Source organism: Pseudomonas sp. C27(2019) (assembly GCF_008807395.1).
Taxonomy (GTDB): domain Bacteria; phylum Pseudomonadota; class Gammaproteobacteria; order Pseudomonadales; family Pseudomonadaceae; genus Denitrificimonas.
In genome coordinates, this window is record NZ_CP043320.1 from 343,871 (window position 1) to 366,209 (window position 22,339).

General features: G+C 47.5%; 15 protein-coding genes, 2 tRNA genes and 3 rRNA genes. 14 read left to right on the top strand and 6 right to left on the bottom strand.

Annotation, left to right across the window (positions count from 1 at the left end; all coding sequences use genetic code 11):
* Nucleotides 1-140 precede the first annotated feature (140 nt).
* From FXF61_RS01640 to FXF61_RS01705, 13 genes are all read left to right on the top strand, one after another.
* A complete protein-coding gene (locus tag FXF61_RS01640; RefSeq protein WP_151183632.1) occupies nucleotides 141-1,865 on the top strand; it encodes an acetolactate synthase 3 large subunit in 1,725 nt (574 codons plus the stop codon).
* A 2-nt stretch (nucleotides 1,866-1,867) separates the two neighbouring features.
* Nucleotides 1,868-2,359 (top strand): acetolactate synthase small subunit, encoded by a 492-nt coding sequence (gene ilvN, locus FXF61_RS01645; RefSeq protein WP_151183633.1) that lies wholly within the window; start codon nucleotides 1,868-1,870, stop codon nucleotides 2,357-2,359.
* Nucleotides 2,360-2,403: 44 nt separating this feature from the next.
* Complete coding sequence (gene ilvC / locus FXF61_RS01650) at nucleotides 2,404-3,420, top strand: ketol-acid reductoisomerase (RefSeq protein ID WP_151183634.1); 1,017 nt, start codon at nucleotides 2,404-2,406, stop codon at nucleotides 3,418-3,420.
* A 123-nt stretch (nucleotides 3,421-3,543) separates the two neighbouring features.
* The gene (gene pssA, locus FXF61_RS01655; protein ID WP_151183635.1) at nucleotides 3,544-4,374 is read left to right on the top strand and encodes a CDP-diacylglycerol--serine O-phosphatidyltransferase; all 831 of its coding nucleotides are present in this window, start codon (nucleotides 3,544-3,546) and stop codon (nucleotides 4,372-4,374) included.
* A 410-nt stretch (nucleotides 4,375-4,784) separates the two neighbouring features.
* Nucleotides 4,785-6,327: ribosomal RNA gene (locus tag FXF61_RS01660) — 16S ribosomal RNA — on the top strand.
* 195 nt (nucleotides 6,328-6,522) lie between these two features.
* Nucleotides 6,523-6,599, top strand: a tRNA-Ile gene (locus FXF61_RS01665).
* Between the two features lie 312 nt (nucleotides 6,600-6,911).
* Nucleotides 6,912-6,987 (top strand) — tRNA-Ala (locus FXF61_RS01670).
* 252 nt (nucleotides 6,988-7,239) lie between these two features.
* Nucleotides 7,240-10,347 (top strand): 23S ribosomal RNA (locus tag FXF61_RS01675).
* Nucleotides 10,348-10,483: 136 nt separating this feature from the next.
* A 5S ribosomal RNA gene (gene rrf, locus FXF61_RS01680) occupies nucleotides 10,484-10,599 on the top strand.
* The 16S, 23S and 5S rRNA genes sit together here with 2 tRNA genes alongside, the layout of an rRNA operon.
* Before the next feature lie 413 nt (nucleotides 10,600-11,012).
* On the top strand, nucleotides 11,013-11,411 hold the full coding sequence (locus FXF61_RS01690; protein ID WP_151183637.1) for a POTRA domain-containing protein: 399 nt from the start codon (nucleotides 11,013-11,015) through the stop codon (nucleotides 11,409-11,411).
* 615 nt (nucleotides 11,412-12,026) lie between these two features.
* Nucleotides 12,027-13,028 (top strand): methyltransferase, encoded by a 1,002-nt coding sequence (locus FXF61_RS01695; protein WP_151183638.1) that lies wholly within the window; start codon nucleotides 12,027-12,029, stop codon nucleotides 13,026-13,028.
* A 37-nt stretch (nucleotides 13,029-13,065) separates the two neighbouring features.
* Nucleotides 13,066-13,938: a thioredoxin gene (gene trxA / locus FXF61_RS01700; protein WP_151183639.1), complete on the top strand. Its 873-nt coding sequence runs from the start codon at nucleotides 13,066-13,068 to the stop codon at nucleotides 13,936-13,938.
* 32 nt (nucleotides 13,939-13,970) lie between these two features.
* Nucleotides 13,971-15,323: an MATE family efflux transporter gene (locus FXF61_RS01705; RefSeq protein ID WP_151183640.1), complete on the top strand. Its 1,353-nt coding sequence runs from the start codon at nucleotides 13,971-13,973 to the stop codon at nucleotides 15,321-15,323.
* Here FXF61_RS01705 and lnt read toward each other — a convergent pair.
* The 6 genes from lnt to FXF61_RS01735 form a co-directional block, all read right to left on the bottom strand.
* The gene (gene lnt / locus FXF61_RS01710) at nucleotides 15,305-16,825 is read right to left on the bottom strand and encodes an apolipoprotein N-acyltransferase (RefSeq protein WP_151183641.1); all 1,521 of its coding nucleotides are present in this window, start codon (nucleotides 16,823-16,825) and stop codon (nucleotides 15,305-15,307) included. The two genes, FXF61_RS01705 and lnt, sit on opposite strands and share 19 nt — an antisense overlap.
* Before the next feature lie 67 nt (nucleotides 16,826-16,892).
* Complete coding sequence (locus tag FXF61_RS01715; RefSeq protein WP_151183642.1) at nucleotides 16,893-17,738, bottom strand: HlyC/CorC family transporter; 846 nt, start codon at nucleotides 17,736-17,738, stop codon at nucleotides 16,893-16,895.
* Nucleotides 17,735-18,214: an rRNA maturation RNase YbeY gene (gene ybeY, locus FXF61_RS01720; protein ID WP_151183643.1), complete on the bottom strand. Its 480-nt coding sequence runs from the start codon at nucleotides 18,212-18,214 to the stop codon at nucleotides 17,735-17,737. The genes FXF61_RS01715 and ybeY overlap by 4 nt, the downstream gene beginning before the upstream one ends.
* Nucleotides 18,211-19,212, bottom strand: coding sequence for a PhoH family protein (locus FXF61_RS01725; RefSeq protein ID WP_151183644.1), 1,002 nt, complete (start codon nucleotides 19,210-19,212; stop codon nucleotides 18,211-18,213). The genes ybeY and FXF61_RS01725 overlap by 4 nt, the downstream gene beginning before the upstream one ends.
* A 153-nt stretch (nucleotides 19,213-19,365) precedes the next feature.
* Nucleotides 19,366-20,385 (bottom strand): ferrochelatase, encoded by a 1,020-nt coding sequence (hemH, locus tag FXF61_RS01730; protein ID WP_151183645.1) that lies wholly within the window; start codon nucleotides 20,383-20,385, stop codon nucleotides 19,366-19,368.
* A 113-nt stretch (nucleotides 20,386-20,498) separates the two neighbouring features.
* On the bottom strand, nucleotides 20,499-21,143 hold the full coding sequence (locus tag FXF61_RS01735; RefSeq protein ID WP_151183646.1) for a TetR/AcrR family transcriptional regulator: 645 nt from the start codon (nucleotides 21,141-21,143) through the stop codon (nucleotides 20,499-20,501).
* 90 nt (nucleotides 21,144-21,233) lie between these two features.
* Here FXF61_RS01735 and FXF61_RS01740 point away from each other — a divergent pair, with 90 nt between their 5' ends.
* On the top strand, nucleotides 21,234-22,334 hold the full coding sequence (locus tag FXF61_RS01740) for an efflux RND transporter periplasmic adaptor subunit (RefSeq protein WP_151183647.1): 1,101 nt from the start codon (nucleotides 21,234-21,236) through the stop codon (nucleotides 22,332-22,334).
* Nucleotides 22,335-22,339 lie beyond the last annotated feature (5 nt).

The following is a 22,339-nucleotide window of genomic DNA, read 5'->3' on the forward strand; positions in this document are numbered from 1 at the left end:
ACATTCGGGTTTCTCTATGCTGCTTAATTTAGGTGGCAGGGTAGTCGGCAATCACCGTCAACCGTGCTGCAAATAACAGCAACCTACAATCAGATTGCCCTTGATGAGGGGCGCTACTCTGGCGTTTTAGAGGTGTTACTGTGGAACTTTTATCCGGCGCAGAAATGCTCGTTCGCGCACTGCGTGACGAAGGCGTTAAATATATTTATGGCTACCCAGGTGGAGCCGTACTGCATATCTATGATGCATTATTCAAAGAGCCTGCTCTAACGCATATTTTGGTGCGTCATGAGCAAGCTGCAACGCATATGGCCGATGGCTATGCGCGTGCGACAGGTAAGGCGGGCGTTGTTTTTGTAACCTCAGGTCCAGGTGCGACTAATGCGGTGACGGGCATTGCTACTGCTTTTATGGACTCGATACCAATGGTGGTTATTTCTGGGCAAGTGCCGACTGATATGGTGGGTACGGATGCGTTCCAAGAAACCGATATGATTGGTATCTCACGCCCAATTGTTAAGCACAGCTTTATGGTTAAGCACCCTTCAGAAATTCCTGATGTGATCAAGAAGGCTTTCTATCTGGCTGAGTCAGGGCGTCCGGGCCCAGTGGTTATTGATGTCCCTAAGGATATGACTAACCCTATCGATAAATTTGAATACAATTACCCGAAAAAGGCCAAGTTGCGCTCTTATGCGCCGGCGACGCGTGGCCATTCAGGGCAAATCCGTAAGGCTGCTGAGATGCTGTTAGCTGCCAAGCGCCCTGTTGTCTATGCTGGTGGCGGTGTTATTTTGGGCGGAGCCTCAGCGCAGCTGACCGAAATGGCAAAACTGCTTAATGCGCCAGTTACCAATACCTTGATGGGTTTGGGTTGCTTTCCTGGTGATGATCGCCAGTTTGTTGGCATGCTGGGTATGCACGGTAGTTATACTGCTAACCTAACGATGCACCATTGTGACGTTTTGATTGCGGTGGGTGCGCGCTTTGATGATCGTGTTATTAATGGCGCAGCTAAGTTCTGTCCGAACGCAAAAATCATCCACATTGATATTGATCCAGCATCAATCTCTAAAACAATTAAAGCGGATATTCCAATTGTTGGCCCAGTTGATAGCGTTTTAAATGACATGCTGGCGGCTCTTAAAGATATTGGTACGAAGCCAAATCCTAATGTTGTTGCCAGCTGGTGGAAGCAGATTGATGAGTGGCGTGGTAACGGCAAGCTGTTCCCTTACGATAGTGGTGACGGGACTATTATCAAACCACAAGCTGTTATTGAGACTTTGTGTGATGTGACTAACGGCAATGCCTTTGTTACTTCCGATGTTGGCCAGCACCAAATGTTTGCTGCGCAATACTACCGCTTTAATAAGCCAAATCGTTGGATCAACTCAGGTGGTTTAGGAACGATGGGTTTTGGTTTTCCTGCGGCTATGGGGATCAAACTGAACTTTCCGGATGATGATGTTGCATGTGTGACCGGTGAAGGCAGTATTCAAATGAATATCCAAGAGCTTTCAACCTGTCTGCAATATGATCTACCGGTTAAGATCATTAACTTAAATAACGGCGCGCTAGGCATGGTTCGTCAGTGGCAGGACATGGTTTACAATAGCCGTTACTCTCATTCGTATATGGAATCATTGCCTGATTTTGTTAAGTTGGTTGAAGCTTACGGGCATGTGGGTATACGCATTACCGACTTGAAAGATCTCAAGCCGAAAATGGAAGAGGCGTTTGCAATGAAAGACCGTCTCGTATTCCTAGATATTCAAGTAGACACCAGTGAGCACGTGTACCCGATGCAAATTCGTGATGGTGCGATGCGCGATATGTGGCTCAGCAAAACGGAGCGGACATAATCATGAGACATATCATTTCTTTGTTGATGGAGAATGAACCTGGTGCCTTATCTCGCGTGATCGGGCTGTTTTCCCAACGTAACTATAATATTGAAAGTCTGACAGTTGCTGCGACAGAAGATCCAACCTTGTCGCGTCTAACGCTAACCACGATTGGCAAAGAAGAGGTGATTGAGCAAATCACTAAGAATCTAAATAAATTAATCGAAGTGGTGAAGTTGGTTGATTTGTCAGAAAGTGCACATATTGAGCGCGAGTTGATGCTGGTTAAAGTTAAAGCAAGTGGCGCTCAGCGAGCAGAGATCAAACGTACCGCTGATATTTTCAGAGGTCAGATTGTTGATGTTTCACCGAGTCTATATACCGTACAACTAGCGGGAACAACTGATAAACTGGACAGTTTTATCCAGGCGATTGGGCCTGCCTCTATTTTAGAGGTTGTACGCAGCGGTGTTACCGGTATTGCACGTGGCGATAAAGTTTTGAGCCTTTGAATAAAAACTGAAGGGTACAAGCCTTTCAATATTAGGAGAATTTTATGAAAGTTTACTATGACAAAGATTGTGATTTATCGATTATCAAGGGCAAAAAAGTAGCCATTATTGGTTATGGTTCACAAGGCCATGCGCATGCATGCAACCTGCAAGACTCAGGTGTTGATGTGACGGTTGGCTTGCGCGTTGGCTCTTCTTCAATTGCTAAGGCTGAAGCGCATGGTTTGAAAGTTGCGGATGTTGCAACTGCTGTTAAAGCGGCAGATGTTGTAATGGTTTTGACGCCAGATGAGTTTCAAGGTCAGCTGTACAAAGAAGAGCTAGAGCCAAACTTGAAAAAAGGCGCAACTTTGGCCTTTGCTCACGGTTTCTCTGTGCATTATAACCAGGTGACGCCGCGTGCTGATCTTGACGTCATTATGATCGCGCCAAAAGCGCCGGGCCATACCGTGCGATCAGAATTTGTTAAGGGCGGTGGTATTCCAGATCTTATCGCTATTTATCAAGATGCGTCTGGTAATGCGAAAAATGTTGCTCTGTCGTACGCAAGCGGTGTCGGTGGTGGGCGCACAGGTATTATTGAAACCACATTTAAAGATGAAACAGAAACGGATTTGTTCGGCGAGCAGGCTGTTCTTTGTGGTGGTACGGTTGAGCTGGTTAAGGCTGGCTTTGAGGTACTGGTTGAAGCGGGTTACGCTCCAGAAATGGCCTACTTCGAGTGCCTGCATGAATTGAAGTTGATTGTAGATCTGATGTTTGAAGGCGGTATTGCAAACATGAACTACTCTATTTCAAATAACGCTGAATACGGTGAGTATGTTACCGGCCCTGAAGTGATTAACGATGAGTCGCGCGCCGCAATGCGTAATGCTTTAAAGCGTATTCAGAATGGTGAGTATGCGAAAATGTTTATTACTGAAGGCGCAACCAACTATCCGTCAATGACTGCTTACCGCCGCAACAATGCTGCGCACGGTATAGAGGTGGTTGGTGAAAAATTGCGTTCGATGATGCCGTGGATATCTGCTAACAAAATTGTTGATAAGTCAAAGAACTGATTTATTTGCAATTTAAAAAACGCGGCTCAGGCCGCGTTTTTCGTTTCTAGTGCTGATTTAGTATAAAATGCCAATTGTGTTAAGTAGATTGGCTCATTGCTTAGAAGAAGCTTAAGGAAAACTATGAATCAACGTCCTGAAGAACATGATGAGGCATCATCGATTGAAAGTTTATTGCCTATAGATGAGCATATCGAAGAAGGTCATGATAATGAGGGTCGGAAAGTGCGGCACAGAGGTATTTATTTGCTGCCGAACTTGTTTACAACCGCCAATCTGTTTGCTGGGTTCTATTCAATTATGTGCGCGATCAATGCTAACTTTGCAGTTGCTGCGGCGACTGTCTTTGTTGCTATGGTGCTTGATGGTTTGGATGGTCGTGTTGCGCGCATGACTAATACGCAAAGTGCTTTTGGTGCTGAATATGACTCATTGTCTGATATGGTTGCATTTGGTTTAGCGCCGGCCATCTTGGCTTATCAATGGGTCTTGTCAGGGTTGGGTAATGTAGGCCTTATGATTGCGTTTATTTATGTGGCCTGTGCTGCACTGCGTTTGGCGCGCTTTAATACTCAAATAGGAGTGGTCGATAAACGCTGGTTTATAGGCTTAGCAAGCCCAGCTGCTGCAGGCGTTGTGGCTGGCGTGGTGTGGGCACTAAGTGATAACGGTGTTGGTGCTATTGATTTGCCGGTCGTAGTGGTTATTTTGTTTGCAATACTTGTGGCGTTGGCTGGTATGTTGATGGTGAGTAATATCAAATACTACAGCTTTAAGGATTTGGATCTTAAAGGTCGAGTTCCGTTTGTGGCAATTTTAGTTGCTGTATTGGCTTTTGCTGTTGTTTTTAGTGATCCCCCTAGGATTCTACTGCTGTTGTTTTTGGTCTACGCTTTGTCAGGTCCGGTGCAGTATGCGTTACGCTTGCGTAAACGTCAGAATAGGGCTGTATAGTTAATTTAAAAGAAAGTTGATTTGTTATGTAGTTGCTGTTGACAGAATCGTTTTGTGATGTAGAATGCACGGCCTACCAACGAGAAACGTAAGTGTCTCGGGGTAACAAGGGGTTAGACGGAAACAGTTGTTTTAAACTTCCAGAAAATAAGCCTTGACAGTTACTTTGGGAGATGTAGAATACGCCTCCTCGCTGAGACACTCAGCGAAACGTTCTTTAACAATTTGAATCAAGCAATTCGTGTGGGTGCTTGTGTGAGATGATTGATAGTCAGCAAGATTATCAGCAACACAAGTTATTCGGCGAATGAAAATTTGTAGAATTATTTTTGTCTTTTTTAATTTATTAATAAAAGATATTTGCGATTGCTGAGCCAAGTTTAGGGTTTTCTCAAAACCCGATCAGTATATAACTGAAGAGTTTGATCATGGCTCAGATTGAACGCTGGCGGCAGGCTTAACACATGCAAGTCGAGCGGTAACAGAGAGTAGTTTACTATTCTGCTGACGAGCGGCGGACGGGTGAGTAATGCCTAGGAATCTGCCTAGTAGTGGGGGATAACTTGCCGAAAGGTAAGCTAATACCGCATACGTCCTACGGGAGAAAGCAGGGGACCTTCGGGCCTTGCGCTATTAGATGAGCCTAGGTCGGATTAGTTAGTTGGTGAGGTAATGGCTCACCAAGACTGCGATCCGTAACTGGTCTGAGAGGATGATCAGTCACACTGGAACTGAGACACGGTCCAGACTCCTACGGGAGGCAGCAGTGGGGAATATTGGACAATGGGGGCAACCCTGATCCAGCCATGCCGCGTGTGTGAAGAAGGTCTTCGGATTGTAAAGCACTTTAAGTTGGGAGGAAGAGCAGTTAACGAATACTTGACTGTTTTGACGTTACCAACAGAATAAGCACCGGCTAACTTCGTGCCAGCAGCCGCGGTAATACGAAGGGTGCGAGCGTTAATCGGAATTACTGGGCGTAAAGCGCGCGTAGGTGGTTCATTAAGTTAGGAGTGAAAGCCCCGGGCTCAACCTGGGAATTGCTTCTAAAACTGGTGGGCTAGAGTACGGTAGAGGGTGGTGGAATTTCCTGTGTAGCGGTGAAATGCGTAGATATAGGAAGGAACATCAGTGGCGAAGGCGACCACCTGGACTGATACTGACACTGAGGTGCGAAAGCGTGGGGAGCAAACAGGATTAGATACCCTGGTAGTCCACGCCGTAAACGATGTCAACTAGTTGTTGGGTTCCTTGAGGACTTAGTAACGCAGCTAACGCATTAAGTTGACCGCCTGGGGAGTACGGCCGCAAGGTTAAAACTCAAATGAATTGACGGGGGCCCGCACAAGCGGTGGAGCATGTGGTTTAATTCGAAGCAACGCGAAGAACCTTACCTGGCCTTGACATGCTGAGAACTTTCCAGAGATGGATTGGTGCCTTCGGGAACTCAGACACAGGTGCTGCATGGCTGTCGTCAGCTCGTGTCGTGAGATGTTGGGTTAAGTCCCGTAACGAGCGCAACCCTTGTCCTTATTTACCAGCACGTAATGGTGGGCACTCTAAGGAGACTGCCGGTGACAAACCGGAGGAAGGTGGGGATGACGTCAAGTCATCATGGCCCTTACGGCCAGGGCTACACACGTGCTACAATGGTTGGTACAACGGGCTGCCAAGTCGCGAGACGGAGCTAATCCCATAAAACCAATCGTAGTCCGGATCGCAGTCTGCAACTCGACTGCGTGAAGTCGGAATCGCTAGTAATCGTGGATCAGAATGCCGCGGTGAATACGTTCCCGGGCCTTGTACACACCGCCCGTCACACCATGGGAGTGGGTTGCACCAGAAGTAGCTAGTCTAACCTTCGGGAGGACGGTTACCACGGTGTGATTCATGACTGGGGTGAAGTCGTAACAAGGTAGCCGTAGGGGAACCTGCGGCTGGATCACCTCCTTAATCGAAGACATCATCGTCTTCATAAGTATCCACACGAATTGCTTGATTCAATCTGTAGTAGCGATTGGGTTGTTAGGCCCTTGATAATTGGGTCTATGCTTGGCTTGGTTAAAGCGAACCCCCTGCCGTTGAGGTGGAAAGTAGGGTGAAGTTTGACCGACCGACTGACGGACCAAATGGTGGATTGACCTGTATGGGTCTGTAGCTCAGTTGGTTAGAGCGCACCCCTGATAAGGGTGAGGTCGGCAGTTCAACTCTGCCCAGACCCACCAAATTTTACTTATGCTGCGTTATTTAAAGACTCGTTTAGTGTTACTAAACTTCGCCTTTAAATGCCTTGCCTAAGAAAAATTACATTTTGAAGAGAAAGCTAAAAGCTAATTCGAATAAATGACAATTATTAGGTGGTTTAAAGGTACCGTTTCATTTGGCTTGTAGCTTTTAAGTTATGAGTTAGGTTTAACGAGTTATTTTTTGCTTAGATCGAGGAAGCTGCCGGAGCGAACGAAGGAGCATACTTCTGTATGTGACTGAGTAAGTGACAAGGCTGACGAAGATATAATCAAAAAAGAGCCGTTAAAAATGGGGCCATAGCTCAGCTGGGAGAGCGCCTGCCTTGCACGCAGGAGGTCAGCGGTTCGATCCCGCTTGGCTCCACCATTATCCAATCGTTCGAAGCTCAGACATGAGCATTTAGTCAGCCGCAGGCTGTTTGAATGTTGATGTCTGGTCTTTACCAGAACTGTTCTTTAAAAATTTAGGCATGTGATAGAAGTAAAAAAGACTAGATGATTACTTTCACTGGTAATTGTTTAGGCTAAGGTAAAATTTGTGAGTTTTTTAATTGCGAATTTTCGGCGTAATATCGATCTTCACGTTATAGATATATAACCAAATTGCTTGGGGTTATATGGTCAAGTGAAGAAGCGCATACGGTGGATGCCTTGGCAGTCAGAGGCGATGAAAGACGTTGTAGCCTGCGATAAGCTTTGGGGAGTCGGCAAACAGACTGTGATCCAGAGATCTCTGAATGGGGAAACCCACCTAACGTAAGTTAGGTATCTTATAGTGAATACATAGCTATAAGAGGCGAACGCGGGGAACTGAAACATCTAAGTACCCGTAGGAAAAGAAATCAACCGAGATTCCCTTAGTAGTGGCGAGCGAACGGGGACTAGCCCTTAAGTGGCTTAGAGATTAGTAGAAGGCTCTGGAAAGTGCCGCCATAGTGGGTGATAGCCCTGTATACGAAAATCTCTTAGTCATGAAATCGAGTAGGACGGAGCACGAGAAACTTTGTCTGAATATGGGGGGACCATCCTCCAAGGCTAAATACTACTGACTGACCGATAGTGAACCAGTACCGTGAGGGAAAGGCGAAAAGAACCCCGGAGAGGGGAGTGAAATAGAACCTGAAACCGTATGCGTACAAGCAGTGGGAGCCCGATCACTCAATAACATTGAGTGGCACAATTTTGATGACACACATGGGTTGTTTAGGTAACAATATTTGCTTGCAAATGTTGGTCAACACACTAAACAAGCAGTGTTATTGAGGATCGGGTGACTGCGTACCTTTTGTATAATGGGTCAGCGACTTATTTTCAGTGGCAAGCTTAACCGAATAGGGGAGGCGTAGCGAAAGCGAGTCTTAATAGGGCGACAGTCGCTGGGAATAGACCCGAAACCGGGCGATCTATCCATGGGCAGGTTGAAGGTTGGGTAACACTAACTGGAGGACCGAACCGACTATCGTTGAAAAGCTAGCGGATGACCTGTGGATCGGAGTGAAAGGCTAATCAAGCCCGGAGATAGCTGGTTCTCCTCGAAAGCTATTTAGGTAGCGCCTCGTGTATCACTGCTGGGGGTAGAGCACTGTTTTGGCTAGGGGGTCATCCCGACTTACCAACCCAATGCAAACTCCGAATACCAGCAAGTGCGAGCACGGGAGACACACGGCGGGTGCTAACGTCCGTCGTGGAAAGGGAAACAACCCAGACCGTCAGCTAAGGTCCCAAAGTTATGGTTAAGTGGGAAACGATGTGGGAAGGCTTAGACAGCTAGGAAGTTGGCTTAGAAGCAGCCATCTTTTAAAGAAAGCGTAATAGCTCACTAGTCGAGTCGGCCTGCGCGGAAGATGTAACGGGGCTCAAACCATACACCGAAGCTACGGACATAGACATTCCACTTAAAATCATTCAATTGTTTACGCTTGCGAGCCGTTAGGCGAGCAAAGCACACCCTCACGTTGAGGGAAGTAAAAGTAAAATAAACAGTGGTTTTAAGGGAATGTCTATGTGGTAGAGGAGCGTTGTGTAAGCCGTTGAAGGTGAGTTGAGAAGCTTGCTGGAGGTATCACAAGTGCGAATGCTGACATGAGTAACGATAATGAGTGTGAAAAACACTCACGCCGAAAGACCAAGGTTTCCTGCGCAACGTTAATCGACGCAGGGTGAGTCGGCCCCTAAGGCGAGACTGAAAAGTGTAGTCGATGGGAAACAGGTTAATATTCCTGTACTTCTAATTATTGCGATGGAGAGACGGAGAAGGCTAGGCCATCAGGGCGTTGGTTGTCCCTGTTTAAGGTGGTAGGCAGAGATCTTAGGAAAATCCGGGATTTTGTTAATGCCGAGAGCTGATGACGAGCGTTCTTTAGAATGCGAAGTGGTTGATGCCATGCTTCCAAGAAAAACTTCTAAGCTTCAGATAATTAGGAACCGTACCCCAAACCGACACAGGTGGTTGGGTAGAGAATACCAAGGCGCTTGAGAGAACTCGGGTGAAGGAACTAGGCAAAATGGCACCGTAACTTCGGGAGAAGGTGCGCTGGTGAGGGTGAAGTATTTACTACGTAAGCCTTTGCTAGTCGAAGATACCAGGCCGCTGCGACTGTTTATTAAAAACACAGGACTCTGCAAACTCGAAAGAGGACGTATAGGGTCTGACGCCTGCCCGGTGCTGGAAGGTTAATTGATGGGGTTAGCGTAAGCGAAGCTCTTGATCGAAGCCCCAGTAAACGGCGGCCGTAACTATAACGGTCCTAAGGTAGCGAAATTCCTTGTCGGGTAAGTTCCGACCTGCACGAATGGCGTAACGATGGCGGCGCTGTCTCCACCCGAGACTCAGTGAAATTGAAATCGCTGTGAAGATGCAGTGTATCCGCGGCAAGACGGAAAGACCCCGTGAACCTTTACTATAGCTTTGCACTGGACTTTGAAGTTGTTTGTGTAGGATAGGTGGGAGGCTTTGAAACTGCGACGCTAGTTGCAGTGGAGCCAACCTTGAAATACCACCCTGGCAACTTTGAGGTTCTAACTCTGGTCCGTTATCCGGATCGAGGACAGTGTATGGTGGGTAGTTTGACTGGGGCGGTCTCCTCCTAAAGAGTAACGGAGGAGTACGAAGGTGCGCTCAGACCGGTCGGAAATCGGTCGTAGAGTATAAAGGCAAAAGCGCGCTTAACTGCGAGACCAACAAGTCGAGCAGGTACGAAAGTAGGTCTTAGTGATCCGGTGGTTCTGTATGGAAGGGCCATCGCTCAACGGATAAAAGGTACTCCGGGGATAACAGGCTGATACCGCCCAAGAGTTCATATCGACGGCGGTGTTTGGCACCTCGATGTCGGCTCATCACATCCTGGGGCTGAAGCCGGTCCCAAGGGTATGGCTGTTCGCCATTTAAAGTGGTACGCGAGCTGGGTTTAGAACGTCGTGAGACAGTTCGGTCCCTATCTGTCGTGGACGTTTGAGATTTGAGAGGGGCTGCTCCTAGTACGAGAGGACCGGAGTGGACGAACCTCTGGTGTTCCGGTTGTCACGCCAGTGGCATTGCCGGGTAGCTATGTTCGGAAGAGATAACCGCTGAAAGCATCTAAGCGGGAAGCTTGCCTCAAGATGAGATCTCACTGGAGCTTTAAGCTCCCTGAAGGGCCCTTGAAGACTACAAGGTTGATAGGTTGGGTGTGTAAGTGCTGTGAGGCATTGAGCTAACCAATACTAATTGCCCGTGAGGCTTGACCATATAACACCCAAACAATTTGGGAAGACGAATTGTGACCGAAAGTTCGCAAAGCGCACAAATAAACTGATACTATTGCATGCCTAATTAGAGAAGACGATGATCACGAAAGTGAGAAACGGCTCCTCAAAAAGAATTGCTTGACGACCATAGAGCATTGGAACCACCTGATCCCATCCCGAACTCAGAAGTGAAACGATGCATCGCCGATGGTAGTGTGGGGTTTCCCCATGTGAGAGTAGGTCATTGTCAAGCTTAAACACAAAACCCTAGATCAGAAATGGTCTGGGGTTTTTTTATGCCTGCAATACGATAAATTAACTTGTTCATGCAGACGGTACCAGTTCAGAAGCAAACAAGGCGCCCAGGTCCGTAGAAGGCTACATCGATGTGTTTGTAATAGTTAATTCACCGCTCAGCAATAAAGAGATGTTTCGGTGGCGACCAGCTTGCCTCAGGCTAGCTACGGGAGAAAAATAAGCTAGACCGATAAAAGTGTCTAAAAGGACATTAGTCGATTGAGTGCTTTCAGTACCACCAGCTAATATTAAATAATCGAATCGACAACCTTTAATATTTTCATTTCTTGTTTTTTTGTGAATTTCATCACGCAACTATATTTAAAAATAAGTGAGTATGACCACGTAGTCACGGACGACTGGTGAAATATGATTTCAAAAGCAAATGGATTTGCTACCCTAATTTTTCTTTATCTATCGAGTGCTGATGCGTATGCACAGCTTCCTATAGACATAGAGCTGTCGCGCGAGCGTCAAGAACGTTTGCTGCAAGAGCAGCAGCGTCGCTTCGACGAGCTACAGTCCCTCCCAAGCCGAGAGGTGAGCGTACCAAGTCTGCCAGCAGACGACAGCAGCGCTTGCCTTCAAGTCGATAGCATTGAGCTTAACGGTGCAGATGTTCTATCGCCGCGTCAGCGTACACGACTGCTTCAGCCTTTTGTTGAGCAATGTTTAAGCGTTAGCGAACTAGTGACTTTTCACTGCTGGATTGGCGCGACACAATTAATCAGGATGTCAATCTCAAAGCTGGTGCAGCAATCGGTCTAAATGCCGACAGTAACTGGCTATTGGTGTCTGCTGAAGAAAACAAATAAAGGATGCACCAAGACAAACACTGTTTTCGTAGCAACATTATCGCCACTCAGATGCTAGTGATATTTAAGCAAGCATGCAGTTGAACGTGAGCGCAGGGCTGGAAGTTGGGCGGTGATTAGTCCAGCTATTTGTGCAGTTCAAAATCGCTTGGGATTTTTTATAACTGGAATAAGATTAATACGTTGCGCTCTGCGATCTGTGACCTTCTCCGAAAGGTGTATCCTAGGAATGCTAAACAGCAGTATTACTTAGGGAAACGCTGAATAATTACCTGCATTGTTAGGGCAGCGTTAAAAAATGGCTCACAATCTTTATATTGAACGTGTTTTGCATAGCTCCGAAGGGTGGGCGAGGCGAATAAAATACTCATTTACTATGTGTAAACCGCGCTTTTGAGCCGATTTGACTCGCTAGCGCTCCCCTTCGGGTCAGCCTTTGGCTGTTCTCCAGCTGATCGTTGCACCTAGCCCTGGACTGCCTCGCCAACATTATTCAGTGTTTCCTTAGCTTTGCGCCTAACCCATAGTTTTGCTGGTAAAATGCGGCAATATTTTTAGGTGTGTCACTATGGATCCAAGAAGTCAGGTGCTGTTGCGAAATGTCGCTCTATTTCAAGGCAAAGTATTGTTAGCTGGCTTGCCCGCTGATGATTTACTTAGTCAGTTACCGGAAGCGCGCGGCTGGAGTTGGCACGCTGGTGAATATCAACAGCTCATCCAGCGCTTTACCCAGCGTTGTTTTTTTTCTACGGAGCTACAGCCAGCAGAATACACAGCAGGGGTTTTGTTTTTACCAAAGTCACGCGACCTGACTGAATATTTACTGCAAGAGCTTGCTGCCAAAATACCTGGTGGACTGTTGTTTTTAGTGGGTGAAAAACGAGCAGGTGCAGAGCGCGCTGCAAAGCAATTGGCGGCATTTGGTAAAACCAGTAAGGTCGATAGTGCTAGGCATTGTCAGTTGTGGCGCTGTGAAGTGAGCGATAAGCCACAGGCACCAGATTTAACAGCAGCCAGTAAGGTCTTTAGTGTCAATGCAGCAGGGCAACCCCTTCAGGTGCATTCGGTGCCAGGTGTGTTTAGTCATGGGCGTTTGGATTTAGGTACGCAGTTACTTTTGGAGTGTTTAGAAGATTTACCAAGCGGGCATTATTTGGACTTTGGTTGTGGCGCAGGTGTAGTAGGTTCTTTTTTGAAAATGCGCTATCCCAATGCACAGATCAGTATGTTGGATGTTGATGCCTTTGCTATATACAGTAGCCAATTAACCTTGGCTGCCAATGGGCTGGAGGCCAACACTATTGCTGGTGATGGTATTCACGCTGCACCGAAGCAATTAATGGCTATTATTAGTAACCCGCCGTTCCACCAAGGCGTACACACGCAGTATCAGACCACTGAAACTTTATTGCGTGAAGCGGCCGCGCATCTGCAGCCTGGAGGTGAGTTGCGTATTGTTGCCAATAGTTTTTTAAAGTATCCACCCTTGATTGAACAATATTTGGGTCCATGCACAGTATTAGCTGAGCGTGATGGCTTTAAAGTTTATCGAGCTCTACGCCGTTCATAATTTGCAAAATATTTAACTACTTAATGAAGGATATAACGTGACTGATAATGCTTTTGTATTTGATGTGGCAGGTGTTGAACAGTTCGAGCAGCTAGTTGTACAGAATTCATCACATAAGCCTGTTTTGGTTGATTTTTGGGCGCACTGGTGCGCACCATGCAAGCTGTTGATGCCTTTGTTAGAGAAGATTGTCGATAGTTATACGGGTGAGTTGTTGCTGGCTAAAGTTGATTGCGATGTTGAACAAGAAATTGTGGCGCGATTGGGTGTGCAAAGCTTACCGACTGTCGTGTTGTTTAAAGATGGTAAACCCGTTGATGGCTTTACCGGTGCGCAATCTGAGTCGGATATTCGCGCCTTTCTAAGTAAACATGTGGCTGAGCCTGCCGAGATTGCAGAAGATCCCATATTCACCGCACAAACCTTGTTTGATAACGGTGAGTTTGCTCAAGCTGAAAGTCTGCTCAAAAAGCTCTTATCTGGTGATGACCAGCAGCCTGCGGCGTTGCTGCTATATGCGCGCTGTCTCACGGAGCGCGGGGCATTAGCTGATGCGGAAACGGTCTTGAATTCAGTTACTGATGATGCGCAAAAACATGCAGTTGCTGCGGTGCGTGCACAATTAACATTTTTGCGCCAGGCAGCAGAGTTGCCAGATATGGCAGAACTGAAAACCCGTTTAGCAAAAAATGCCCATGATGATGAGGCAGTGTTACAGCTCAGTATTCAACAGTTAGCACGACAGCATTATGAGCCTGCTTTAGAGAGTTTGTTGCAGTTATTTATTCGTAACCGCAGTTTTGCGGATGGTGCTGCGCATACAACCCTGTTACAAGTGTTTGAGTTACTGGGCACCGAGCATCCGCTGGTGACCTTGTATCGCCGCCGTTTATATCAGGCGTTGTATTGATCTGACCTCGACCTAACGAGGGCTTTAGTTTTATGCAAGGCTTTTATGCCATGTTGCTTGATGCATGGCAGCACGCCGGTACACGCCAGCGTTTATTCGCCCTAGCTATACCGATGATCCTCAGTAATTTATCTGTACCTTTAGTGGCTCTGGTTGATAGCGCTGTGGTGGGACGCTTACCGCATGCCTATCAACTGGGGGCTGTCGCGGTGGGTGGCAGCATTTACACCATGCTGGTGTGGACGTGCGGCTTTCTGCGTATGGGCAGTACCGGCTTTGCTGCGCAAGCAGCAGGGCGTAATGATCAGCATGCTTTGCGCTATATATTATTGCAGAGCTTAATGTTGGTGGTTGTTTTAACGGTACTGTGTTTGGCGATTGCCTTGCCGTTGCTGCCGCATGTTTTAGCTTGGATGGACACGTCAGGAGATTTGCAGGCACTGGCACAACAGTATGTGTTGATACGTCTGTATGGCTTGCCTGCTGCGTTAATGATGCATGTGCTTGCTGGTTGGCTGTTGGGCTTACAAAATGCACGCGCGGCATTATGGATGTTGCTGCTGGCTAATTCAGTCAATATCGTTTTGGATGTCTATTTTGTTTTCGGTTTGCATTGGGGCGTTGCTGGTGCTGCGCGCGCTTCGGTCATTGCTGAGTGGTCAGGTGCTGTGCTTGGTCTGGCTTTAGCTTGGCGTTATGTTGATAAAGGACCCCTGCTCAATTTCTGGCAGCACTTGTTAGGCTGGAGTCATTGGCGGCCTTTATTGGCGGTCAATCGTGATATTTTGATCCGCAGTCTCGCCTTGCAAGCTGTGTTCTTTACAGTCACCTTTCAAGGTGCGCGTTTGGGTGATAATACTGTTGCCGCCAATGCTTTATTGCTCAATGGTCTGCTCTTGTGTTCCTATGCCTTAGATGGTTTAGCCCACGCTCTGGAGGCGCTCACGGGACACGCCTTGGGGCAGCAAGATCGCCGAGCATTGCAGAGGGCTCTGTGCTTGGTAAGCATCTATTTATTACTTGCTAGCAGCGTTTTTGCATTGTTATTTTGGTTGTTTGGCGATTTATTTATTGCTCTACAAACCAATATTCCAAGCGTGCAAAAAACCGCATCGGGCTATTTGATCTATCTGGCGCTCCTGCCACTGATTACAGTCTGGAGTTATGTCATGGATGGCCTGTTTATAGGTGCAACACGTGCGCGAGAAATGCGCAATAGCATGCTCTTGGCAGTCATGGTCTGCGCGCCTATCGCTTGGTTACTGCAGGGGTTGGGCAATCATGGACTGTGGATCGCTTTCTTGCTGTTTATGGCATTGCGCGCAGGTTTTTTAGGCTTCACTGCGCGACATTTACAGAGCTGGTTTCAAGAGCCTTTACGCTGAAGTTTGCGTTGTAACACTGCAGGTATCAAGCACAGAGCGCAGAGCAGGATTAACGGCCAAGACTGCCAGCGCAAGTAAGGTGTTAAGCCTTGCATAGGTACAACCGAACCACGCAACACGGCTTGTTGAAACTGCGGAACTGTTGCGCTGATTTGGCCCTGCGGATCAATCAGAGCGCTAACACCATTATTGGTGGCGCGAATCATCCAACGCCCTGCCTCTAGCGCGCGCATTTGTGCCATCTGCAAGTGTTGCATCGGGCCAATTGAGGTGCCAAACCAAGTGTCATTACTGATGGTCAGTAAGATATCGCTTTGCGCAGCCAGTTTAGTTGCGAACTCAGGGTAGACCACTTCGTAACAAATATAAGGTGCTATTTTGTAGCCTTTGGCGTTGAGCGGCGGTTGTTGGTTTGATCCGCGCGCAAAGTCGGACATCGGTAAATCAAAGAAAGCGATCAAGCCGCGTAGCAGATCTTGTAGCGGGACATACTCACCAAAGGGCACAAGTTTTTGCTTAAGGTATTCACCTTGACTTTCGCCGAGTGTGGTGATGGCGTTGTAATAGCGCAGGTTGCCATTGTCATCGTTTTGTCGCAAGGGCAGGCCGGTGATCAGTGCCGAGTCTTGTCGGCCAATGATACGATCCATACTGTTTAGATAGCCTTGTGCTTGGTCTTTTAAAATTGGCACGGCTGTTTCTGGCCAGATAATCAAATCACTAGGGGCGGCATTTAAAGTGAGTGATTGGTACAGCAAAAGTTGTGCTTCAATTTGTGTCGGATCCCATTTTAAATTTTGCTCGATATTGCCTTGGATAGCGGTAACGCTGAGCGGATCGCCTGAGGGCTGTGTCCATTCTAGAGATTGCAGAGCAAAGCCCGACACCCAAAGAATAGACAAGAGCAAAGCAGCAGTAAGGCGTGACTGCCATTGCTGGTTTTTCAATAGAATGAGCAGCAATACACTGCTGAGCGCTAATATAAAGGAAATTAACCAAACACCACCGATGGGTGCAAAACCTGCTAAAGGCCCATGCAGTTGGCTATAACCAATATACAGCCAAGGAAATCCGGTTAAAAACCAGCCGCGAAAGGCTTCAATAGCGACCCACAGGACGGCAAAGGCCAAGGCATTGCTAGTGGAGTGGTTATTCTGACGAAAAAAGCGTGCCCATAGCCAGCCAAATAAGGCTAAAAAAAACGCTAAACCAGCGACAAAAAGCACTGTTAAGAAAAAGGCTAACGGAGCTGAAGCCGCGCCATAGTCATGAATGCTGACGTATACCCAGCTGGTACCACTGGCAAATAACCCAAGACCAAACCACCAGCTGCGTATGGCTGCATGGCGTGCGCTGAGTTCACTCAGGCCAATATATAGCGTCATGCAAGCGATAAGCGCCAGTGGCCAAATATTAAATGGTGCTAGGGTTAGCGTAATTAATGCACCAGCAATGAGGGCAATGCCATTGCCAATCCAGCCGGTGCGAGTCAACCAATGCATGGGTTTAGTTCCTGAGCGCAATCCATATGTGAGTCAAGCCATCCCCGTGCAGCTTTATCGATGTGCTTTACAGAGGGTTTTTGTCCAAGCGTGTGACACGCAATAGATGTAAGCGACGGCTATCAGCATTGAGAATACGAAAACGCATGCGATCGACTTCAATGGTTTCATTGCGCTTAGGGAGGTGGCCGAAAGCACTCATCACTACGCCGCCGATGGTATCAAATTCATCCTCAGAGAAGCCGCTGTCGAAAAAGTCATTAAAGTCATCAACAGGGGTGAGAGCTTTGACAATGTAATCGCCTGTCGGAAGTGTGCGGATGTAGCTGTCTTCTTCGACATCGTGCTCGTCTTCAATATCGCCGACAATTTGTTCTAGGACATCTTCAATTGTAACTAAGCCAGCAACACCGCCGTACTCATCAATAACCACCGCCATATGGTTATGGTTGGCACGAAACTCTTTGAGCAAAACGTTGAGACGCTTGGACTCTGGTACGAAGTTGCAAGGGCGCAATGTACTACGCAAATCAAAGGTGTCGTTGTTTTTTAGGATCAGTGGTAATAAATCCTTAGCCAGTAAAATGCCCAATACTTCATCGTTATTTTCGCCGACAACTGGGTAGCGCGAGTGCGCTGCATCAATAATTGACGGCAAGAATTCTTCAGGCTTTTGGCAAGCTTTGATGCTGATCATTTGAGAACGCGGGATCATAATGTCACGCACTTGCAAGTCAGCAATCTGGATTGCTCCTTCAACAATGGCAAGGGCGTCATTATCCAACAGTTTATTGCGGTTTGCTTCGCGAAGCAGTTCGAACAATTCTTTGCGTGTTTTGGGTTCTTGGGTAAAAGCCTGGGTCAACTTATCCAGCCATGACTTTTGCCCGTTGCTAGAATTATCTTCACTCATGGTTGTATTAAATCCGTATATTGATTGTCGCGATAAGGGTCAGGGTAGCCAATTTCAGCCAGTAACTGGCGTTCTAAATTTTCCATCTCTTCAGCTTCAATATCGTTAATATGATCATAGCCCAATAAATGTAAGCAGCCATGAATGACCAAATGTGCCCAGTGCGCTGCCAGCTGTTTATTTTGCTTTGCTGCTTCTTTTTCAACAACGGGCACGCAAATAACTAAATCACCCAGAAAGGGAATATCCAATAAACCATCTGGAATGTCAGCAGGAAATGACAGTACATTGGTAGGATAGTCTTTTGCTCGCCATGTCGAGTTAAGCTGCAGGCCTTCTTCAGCGTCAACCAAGCGGATCGTCAGTTCAGAAGCATTGCTGCGTTGACGCAAGGCCAAATTGCACCAAGCGAGAAAATCAGCATGACTGGGTAGCGCATCTGCTGTGCTGGCTATCTGTAGATCAAGTTCAATCAAGGGCGTAGTTCTCTAACAGGCTCGGTGCGTGCTGCGCAGTCATAGCTTTCATAGGCTTCAACAATGCGCTGCACGAGCGGATGGCGTACCACGTCAGCGGACTTGAAAAATGTAAAACCTATGCCAGGTATATCTTGCAAGACCTTAGCAACATGGATAAGGCCCGAAGTTGTACCGCGTGGCAAGTCGACTTGGGTGATGTCGCCAGTAATGACTGCGGTTGAGCCAAAGCCAATCCGAGTTAAGAACATTTTCATTTGTTCAACAGTGGTGTTCTGGCTTTCATCTAAGATAATAAAACTATTGCTGAGCGTACGGCCACGCATGTAGGCCAAAGGTGCCACTTCAATGACTTGTTTTTCAATCAGGCGAGTGACGTGCTCAAAGCCAAGCATTTCATACAAAGCATCATATAAAGGACGCAAATACGGATCAATTTTTTGCGCTAAGTCACCAGGTAAAAAACCCAGTTTTTCGCCCGCTTCGACAGCTGGACGCACTAATAAAATACGCTGCACCAGTTCACGCTCAAGAGCATCCACAGCACAGGCAACCGCTAGATAGGTTTTACCTGTCCCTGCTGGGCCAACACCAAAGTTGATGTCATGCGCTAAGATCGACTTCACGTAATTTTGCTGATTTTCACCGCGCGGTCGAATCACCCCTTTACGTGTTCGCAGCGTTACAGTATGACTACTGATTGCTGAAGGGGTTGTCAGCTCTTGCATGCTCGACTCTTGCAAAAAGAGGTGCACGGTATCTGGTGCCAAGTCAGTATGTTTGGTTTCTCGATACAAGCGTCGTAACAGCTGTTCCGCTGCACGGGTCTGTTCGCGAGGGCCGAGCAGTTCGAACTGCTCGCCGCGATTGCGGATGGTGATATTTAATCGTTGCTCGATTAAACGTAAATGCTCGTCATATTGGCCGCACAAGTTTGCAAAACGTGCCACCTCAAAGGCGTCGAGGGTAAAGCGATGGGTATCAGTTGATGTGTTCAAGGGTTCGAAAAATGCCTACTTAACAAATTTAAGTGCCTAGGATACCGCTGCAAATGCAAAGCGGGAAGAGCTAAAAAGATCGACTGTTTATTTGCTAAGCCAAGACGGCTTCAAAGAAGCCGCTTTATTGAAAATAATAGGATTTTTTAGTGGTTAATTTGTGCTGTTAGCGCAGATCTGCGTTAAGGCTTGCGCCCAGTGTTGCTGGGCATTTAAGCAAGGAATAAGGACGAGCTCTTTGCCGCCAGCGGCTATAAATTCTTCGCGCCCTTCAATGCCGAGCTCTTCTAGCGTTTCGATACAATCTGCAACAAATGCAGGCGACATAACCAAGAGTTTTTTAACCCCGCGCGCTGCCAGCGCTTCTAAGGTCGCATCGGTGTAGGGTTCGATCCACTTATTGCGGCCTAAGCGCGACTGAAACGCTACCGACCATTGATCAGCACGTAAGCCAGCTTCTTGCGCAAATAACTCAGCGCTGCGCATGCATTGCGCGCGATAACAAGTATCCAATACCGCTTGGCTGGCTGTTGCACAGCATGATTTGTCGCTTAAACAATGCGAGCCTGTCGGGTCGAGTTTTTTTAGGTGACTTTCAGGTAAACCGTGAAAACTTAGCAATAGGTGATCAAAATCTTGTTGCAGTTCTGCTTCAGCACTTTTTGCCAGAGCCTTGATATAGATTGGATCAGCATAAAAAGGCTGAACGATATTTAACTTAAGCGCTAAGTTGTTTTTCTTAATGCACAGCTGCGCTTCTTTAATTGCGGTGGTTGTGGTGCTGTCAGCAAACTGAGGGTACAGCGGGGCAAATGTCACTGTTTTAACACCTTGCTTGGCCAGTTCGAGCAAGCGCGTACTAATTGAGGGCTCACCGTAACGCATGGCCAGTGACACTGGGCCGTGTGGCCATAAGGGGCGCACGGCCTCGGTTAACTGCTCGCTGATCACTACTAGTGGTGAGCCTTCTGGCCACCAGATTGAGGCATAAGCTTCAGCTGACTTGGCAGGGCGATTGATCAAAATCAAACCCACCAGTAAGCGGCGCAGCGGCCAAGGTATGTCAATGACATAGGGGTCCATTAAAAACTGGTTTAGGTAGCGGCGTACATCGCTGACGGAAGTTGAGCGTGGAGAGCCAAGATTCGCGAGCAGTAAAGCGTGATCAGACATAGGATGTATCCCGTTATTGAAAAAGCAAAACTCGCATTGTAAAGGCTTGTAACTGAAAAAGAACCCCCACAGGCCGCGAGCTTCTATTGTGTGCAGCGGATTCAGCAGAGAGGTTATGGATTGGGTTGATAGGCTTTTATAAATAAATCAACAACATCTTCGACATCTTGTTGTACGTTTAATGAAGCGTGTTCTGGCTGATAGCCGACCAGTAACTGCAAATTACGTGTGCCTTTAAGTAAGCTGAAAAAATGCTCCGCAGCTTGCCTAGGTTTTGCAATATCCAACTGCTTAGCTTTATCGATAGTCATCAGCAGTTGCTCCATCTTATTGATAATGCGCAGTGCTGTTGCTTCGTAAAATAACAAAGACAGTGCTGGATTGCTGAGGGCGTGGCTAATAATTAAGCGATGCATTGCCAAAGATTCTGGGCTGTCTACAAGCGCTTGGAAGCTGTGCGCAATACCTAATAAACACTCGCGCAAATTGCTCGGCGGTGTATCTGTTGAGCTGACAAATAATAACGTCAGCTGTGTTTCGCATTTGGCTTCAATGGCTGCGCAAAACAGAGTTTCTTTATCGGTAAAGTGGTTGTAAACCGTGAGTTTGGATACACCTGCTTCTTGCGCGATGGCATCCATACTGCTGCCGTCATAGCCGTGGCGTAAGAACAAAGCCTGTGCTGCATCAAGTATAGCTGCGCGCTTTATTAGGTTTTTCGGGCGGCCTGGGCCAGTTGTCGGTAAGGTTTTAGGCATATTAAATAAATAGTGAACTCATCAGTGTAGTATTTTACTATACTTCTCTTGTCATGTATTCCAGCCGCTGTCGCTAAAGGTTCATTTGTTATGTCGCACCGTATCTTTTATTTATGTCTTTACATGTCATTGGCACTGCTTAGCGCCTGCAGTGAAGAGGCACCTGTTGTCAGCAATACACGTCCAGTTATGGTGATCAAGCCGCTGCTATCCAACGATACAACTGTCGCTTTTCCTGGTGAAGTGCGTGCACGCTTAGAGCCTGCATTGGCGTTTCGCTTGGGCGGTAAAGTGACTGAGCGCTTGGTTGATGTTGGTACCAAGGTGACGACAGATCAAGTGTTAGCGCGGCTCGATCCAGAAGATGTGCGCTTGCACCTAGATGCAATGCAGGCGCAGGTTTCAGCAGCGCAAGCCAACTTGCAGTTGGTACAAGCCGAGCGTGATCGTTATAAAAAGCTGCTGGATCGACAGCTGCTCAGCCGTTCACACTATGACACAGCTGAAAACCAGTTTAAGGCTGGTGCAGCGCGCTTACGTCAGGCTCAAGCAGAGCTAGAAGCGGCAAAAAATCAAGCGGATTATACGGAGCTGCGCGCACCTTACTTTGGTGTGATTTCACAAGCACAAGTGGAGGCAGGACAGGTTGTTGCTGCAGGACAAACAGTGTTTATTTTGGCTGCTGATGGTGAGCGTGAGGTGGCGATTAACTTGCCTGAACACAGCATTGAGCGCTTTAAAGTCGGGCAAGCGGTTGAGGTGACGTTGTGGTCGCAACCGGATCGACGCTTTGCTGGGGAAATTCGTGAAATTGCCCCTTCAGCCGATTCACGTTCGCGCACCTATGCGGCGCGGGTTGCTTTTCGTACCGCCACTATCGCTGCCGAGCTTGGGCAAAGCGCTAGAGTCTATATGCATTCCAGTGCCGACAATGAATATGCTGTGCCATTGTCAGCGGTCACCGCAGAGGCTGATCAGCCTTATGTTTGGGTGGTTGATCCAGCAACCTCGCAAGTGCATAAGCGTAACGTGCAGCTTGGTGCATTTGGTCAAGAACAGGTGCCTGTTGTAGATGGCTTGCAGGGCGATGAGTGGGTTGTGGCGGCGGGTGTGCATCTGTTGCTAGAAGGGCAGGCGGTGCGACCGGTTGATCGTACTAATCAGCCTGTGCCATTAAGTGCCAAGGAGTAATGCAG

What these genes read in the sequence shown, in the direction of transcription:
- ilvN (WP_151183633.1), top strand. Translation starts at nt 1,868, where the DNA reads ATGAGACATATCATTTCTTTGTTGATGGAGAATGAACCTGGTGCCTTA.
- ilvC (WP_151183634.1), top strand. Translation starts at nt 2,404, where the DNA reads ATGAAAGTTTACTATGACAAAGATTGTGATTTATCGATTATCAAGGGC.
- pssA (WP_151183635.1), top strand. Translation starts at nt 3,544, where the DNA reads ATGAATCAACGTCCTGAAGAACATGATGAGGCATCATCGATTGAAAGT.
- FXF61_RS01690 (WP_151183637.1), top strand. Translation starts at nt 11,013, where the DNA reads ATGATTTCAAAAGCAAATGGATTTGCTACCCTAATTTTTCTTTATCTA.
- FXF61_RS01695 (WP_151183638.1), top strand. Translation starts at nt 12,027, where the DNA reads ATGGATCCAAGAAGTCAGGTGCTGTTGCGAAATGTCGCTCTATTTCAA.
- FXF61_RS01705 (WP_151183640.1), top strand. Translation starts at nt 13,971, where the DNA reads ATGCAAGGCTTTTATGCCATGTTGCTTGATGCATGGCAGCACGCCGGT.
- lnt (WP_151183641.1), bottom strand. Translation starts at nt 16,825, where the DNA reads ATGCATTGGTTGACTCGCACCGGCTGGATTGGCAATGGCATTGCCCTC.
- FXF61_RS01715 (WP_151183642.1), bottom strand. Translation starts at nt 17,738, where the DNA reads ATGAGTGAAGATAATTCTAGCAACGGGCAAAAGTCATGGCTGGATAAG.
- hemH (WP_151183645.1), bottom strand. Translation starts at nt 20,385, where the DNA reads ATGTCTGATCACGCTTTACTGCTCGCGAATCTTGGCTCTCCACGCTCA.
- FXF61_RS01735 (WP_151183646.1), bottom strand. Translation starts at nt 21,143, where the DNA reads ATGCCTAAAACCTTACCGACAACTGGCCCAGGCCGCCCGAAAAACCTA.
- FXF61_RS01740 (WP_151183647.1), top strand. Translation starts at nt 21,234, where the DNA reads ATGTCGCACCGTATCTTTTATTTATGTCTTTACATGTCATTGGCACTG.